This window comes from Kiloniella laminariae DSM 19542, assembly GCF_000374005.1.
Lineage (GTDB): Bacteria > Pseudomonadota > Alphaproteobacteria > Kiloniellales > Kiloniellaceae > Kiloniella > Kiloniella laminariae.
This window is the reverse complement of the sequence record NZ_KB893155.1, coordinates 1-2,934: the sequence shown is the minus strand read 5'-3', so window position 1 is coordinate 2,934 and position 2,934 is coordinate 1. Positions and strand designations below refer to the sequence as shown.

The 2,934-nt window shown below is 51.1% G+C and carries 4 protein-coding genes; all 4 read right to left on the bottom strand.

Annotated features, from left to right (window positions below; genetic code table 11):
- Nucleotides 1–675 (bottom strand): ArdC family protein (locus B152_RS0113075; RefSeq protein WP_020592874.1); only part of this gene is annotated, 675 nt, incomplete at its 3' end.
- Nucleotides 675–914: a hypothetical protein gene (locus tag B152_RS23670; protein WP_020592873.1), complete on the bottom strand. Its 240-nt coding sequence runs from the start codon at nt 912–914 to the stop codon at nt 675–677. The genes B152_RS0113075 and B152_RS23670, both read right to left, overlap by 1 nt.
- Nucleotides 915–952: 38 nt before the next feature.
- Nucleotides 953–2,710, bottom strand: a complete 1,758-nt coding sequence (locus B152_RS0113065; RefSeq protein WP_020592872.1) for a type IV secretory system conjugative DNA transfer family protein — start codon at nt 2,708–2,710, stop codon at nt 953–955.
- A complete protein-coding gene (locus tag B152_RS26035) occupies nt 2,707–2,850 on the bottom strand; it encodes a hypothetical protein (protein ID WP_020592871.1) in 144 nt (47 codons plus the stop codon). The genes B152_RS0113065 and B152_RS26035 overlap by 4 nt, the downstream gene beginning before the upstream one ends.
- Nucleotides 2,851–2,934 lie beyond the last annotated feature (84 nt).

Here is a 2,934-nt window from a genome sequence, read left to right as displayed (position 1 = left end):
TGACCCAAAGGGGCCTTTGTCTCTGACCATGCGGTGCGCGGCACCTGTTGCATGGCCAACCTCATGCAAGGCAGTCGCGTAATATTCATAACCGGATTTAAACGCTCCGGCTGGCGGCATATGGATGTCATCCGTTAGCCGGTGATAATAGGCCCGGTCGTTCTGGTCGTGGTGAATTGCAACACCAGAATTTTCCAGGATAAGCTCTGCTTCAACGACAGGTTCAAACTTCAGCTCTGGTGCTTTATAAGGCTCCAGTCCGGTAATCTGATCGCCGTTAAAGACATTGGCGTAAAAAACCTTTGGCCGTTCAAGCCGGACCGACTGCTTTTGGGCCTTGCCTTCAGCATCGCGGACGGGCTTTCCGTCCTGATCGAGCAAGGGCAGCTCTTTCGTCCATTGCCAGTATTCAATCTGAGTGGACTTTTCACCCTTGTTGACCTGGGCATCAAAATCACTTGCCTGTTTATAAGTCATCCAACGGGGATCGCTATAGCCAGAGAGTTCCAGCCAGTAGGAGTTAATCCCGCGATAGGGTTTTCCGGTCGTCGGGTTAAAAGGAGATGCGTTATAGGCACCTGGCACCCAGGGCTTTTGCCATGGAGCTGTTCCAGCTTCGAGGTGCCGGATCATTTCTTCGGCAACAGTTTCGCGAAAGTTCTTTTTATCCGCCATTATGCAATCTCCCCATCAGCGGAGATCACAACCCCAGTTTGTGGATCGACATCCACGAGGCTTTCTTGCGCATCCTCGTAAGAAAGCGCAGTTTCTGGAAATGCGGCCATGTAGTCGGCAACATCAGGATCGACAGTCACAGCCAGGCCATGACTTGCCAGTGAACTGACCTGGTGGGCTGCTTGAGCCAAACCATCAGTTTCACTAAAGAGTTGGTCTATACTTAGAATATTGTTCATGTATCGGCCTTTCATGAACGGGTTGAAGTGGTGTGTTTCTATTTTGGTGGTGCTATTTTTGCTTTTTTCAGCATCTCCTTGTTCTGGAAGTAGAGGAATTGACGGCCATAAATCGGATAACGGCCCGCCACGAAAATCAGCATGTCGCCCGCATCGGTCACAGTGCCGTTGGGAGATTTCTGGAGCCCGGGCAAAGCGGAACATTCATCCGGCGTCATCAAGGGGCGGGAGATTTCAGAAAGGCTTTGCGAGGCGGAACCGCCAATGCTGCCCTTTGACCAGGAATTGCTCTGCTTGCGCTGAACAATGGTGGTTTTGCCTGTCATATCCGAGAGCAGCTTTGCCGTTTCGGGTTTGTTGGGCGCGTAGGCAATACGGATCCCGCAGTTGGACGTAATGGCTTCTTCTTTGGAGTAAGCCTTTTGCAGCTGCGTGAGATCCTGAACGATGATGTAGGCTTTAAGTCCATAGCCGCGCATATAGGCGAGGGCGCGTTCAAATATCTCAAGCTTGCCGATTGAGGTGAACTCATCGAGCATCAGCAACAGGCGGTGTTTGTAGTGTTTGACTGATGATCCCCCTTCAAATTCCATCTCGCTTGTCAGGCGGGTAAGGAACTGGTTCATCAGGATCCTGATCAACGGCTTGAGGCGATCGATGTCAGAAGGTGGAATGACGATATAAAGCGAAGTTGGTTTGTCACCGTTCATCAGATCTGAAATGCGGAAGTCACAATCCGAGATGTTTTTTGAAACGATAGGATCTGAATAAAGCGCCAGCTGAACCTTGGCCGAGCTGTGCACGCCAGAGCGTTCCTGAGAGGCTTTCTTTTTCATGGCTCCGGCGGAGCGTTTGACTTCTTCGTCTACGCTTTCACGGCCATGGTTAAATGCGGCCATGTCATCACAGAGCTGGTCAAACCCTTCGTCCCCTGTCATGCCCTGGGTATCGTTGTCATGACCGATGGACATAAAGCGGTGAACGTCAGCAAGCGTTGCAGTGCGCTTTTCGGTTTTCCGGATGTAATAGAGAACATGCAGGATTGAAGCGGCCAGCCATTCCCAGCCCGATTGCTGCCAGTAATCTTTCAACCCCTTGCCATCCGGATCGATGATCATGGAGGCGATGTTCTGGCAATCAGCTATTTCGTGGTCTGTCTCAATCCTGATTTCGGCCAGAGGATTGTATTTAACGGAACCTTCCAGTGAAGCTGGATCAAACCGCAAGACCCGTTGGCCAATGGATTTTCGCCATCCTGCCGTCAGAGCGTAGTTTTCGCCCTTGATATCGAGAACCAGAACTGATTCTTTCCAGCTCAATAGAGTTGGCAATACCAGACCAACACCTTTCCCTGTTCCCGTCGGTGCGAAAGCCAGAATATGTTCAGGGCCGTCATGCTGGAGTAAGGTTGTTGAACCTAACAGACCTTTTTTAAAACCGCCGACAACAACGCCTTCAGTTGCAAAGAGCCCTGCAGCTTTCACATCCCTTTTTGTGGCCCATCTTGCCGTGCCGTGGGTATCTTTGGACCTCCGGCCACCGTGGATAGTCGTGGAGCTGGCGCGTTTGGCGATTATCAGGATAAGCGTCAGCAGGAACAGCCCCCCAAACCCGACAGCATAAACCGCCATCACCATTTCCGGGGGGAGTGTTCCGGTTTGTTTGATGTGTTGACCGGCCCAGACCCACCATCTTTTATCAGCAGGATTAAAGCCCATTGTCAAAAACCATGACAACAGCAAGGAAGCTGCCATGGAAGCTATCACAAGAAGCCCGAGCATCCGTGCGATCATCATCGGCCAGTTCCTTTTACTTTCAGGGTGGAATTGGGTTTGTAGGAGTTTTTCGGTTTTCTATTGCGGATAAAGTGAGCCGCAAAACTGATCAGGGCGATCACACAACCCAACCCCAGAACAGTCAGACTTTGTTCAATCATGCGGCTTTTCCCCTTTGTGCCAGGGGGGCTTTCATCTCCTTGAGCGAGAGCGACATTTCAGCAGTTGGCTTGCCGTTTTCAAAA